Source organism: Endozoicomonas sp. SESOKO3, from assembly GCF_024606255.1.
In genome coordinates, this window is the sequence record NZ_JAHHPR010000776.1 from 1 (window position 1) to 1,249 (window position 1,249).

The following is a 1,249-nucleotide window of genomic DNA, read 5'->3' on the forward strand; positions in this document are numbered from 1 at the left end:
ACTGGCACTTCTACTCATGGGCGCTGATGGTCTAACCCGGCACTGGCTTGAAGACTGCCTGGGAGAGGACTACTCTGAACCGTCCGGTGCAGAAGGGGCATGTGCAGCCTCCGGTGGACAGGAACAATACTGTATTGCGAATTGCTTGCTCGTGTCCTCTCAACTTCAGCTTCAGGACACCTACCGAGCGAGACTTAAACAAATAAACGCCGATATTCATGATAACGTCGACTTCTCCAATCGTACATCCATAGAAAGCCTCGCCCAAGCACTCAACCATCTTTTTTGCCAATTAACCCATGGCATGGTTCGAGAATTTTGCGACAGTCAACAGTGGCAATCAGACACACTCATGGCAATCATAAGTTCTGTTTACTTCAAGGGGCTGTGGGAAAGATCTTTTAGTACCCGAAGTGCACGTTTATTTACTTTATCCAGTAATCAGGCAGTCGTTTTAGATAGATTTATGCGTGGAGAAATTGATCATTCTCAATACGTTAATCACAATGATTGGGAAGCAGTAACCGTTCCCTATCAGGGAGATCATGAAATGATTTTGGTTTTACCCCCGACTGGGATAATGCCTCATGAGGTATCGACAGAAATCATAGCGGCATTACTTTCATCATTTGAATCTGAAGAATCATATTCATCAAGTTCAACGATGGGTCTTGAACTTCCAGCCTTTAAAGTTAATTCCAAGACTGACCTGAATAAGGCTTTACAACAAGCGGGCTTACATTTTCTTTTAGAGTCGCCCAGTTTAGGCGCTATGCTGTCTCATACCACAACTATTAGTGGTGTATTTTTCAATCAACATTGCGCACTGGAAGTGAATGAAGCAGGAACCCGGGCATCAGCTGCCAGACACACTTGTGCAACTGGAGGATGTGGGGGAGGGACGAGACAATCAATCATATTTGATCGACCATTTCTTTATATCTTGCGAAATAAAATAACGAAAAGAATCATCTTCATAGGACAGGTACTTGACCCTGGAAGCTCTTCAGAATCGAGAACCCATTAATCGCAATAGAGGGAGCCTCATGACTCTCTCACCCTTTCACTGCAAACAAAGGTGAGTGCGACTTTAAGAGACTTAATGATGCGTATGCAGCCATCGAAAAGCAGCGAGTCTTGCATTTTAACGCGCCAGCCCCCTCTGGCCATCAAGCTGGTTTAGTTTTTTGAGTGCTAGGAGGCTGACCGAGAATAGCGCCCGTAGCGAGGACGGCAGAAAATTGAGGAT

The 1,249-nt window shown here is 45.2% G+C and carries 1 protein-coding gene; it reads left to right on the forward strand.

Features of this window, described 5'->3' with window-relative positions; genetic code table 11:
• The coding region (locus KDK18_RS13665; protein ID WP_257255485.1) for a serpin family protein at nt 1-1,027 on the forward strand (1,027 nt) is incomplete at its 5' end.
• Nucleotides 1,028-1,249 lie beyond the last annotated feature (222 nt).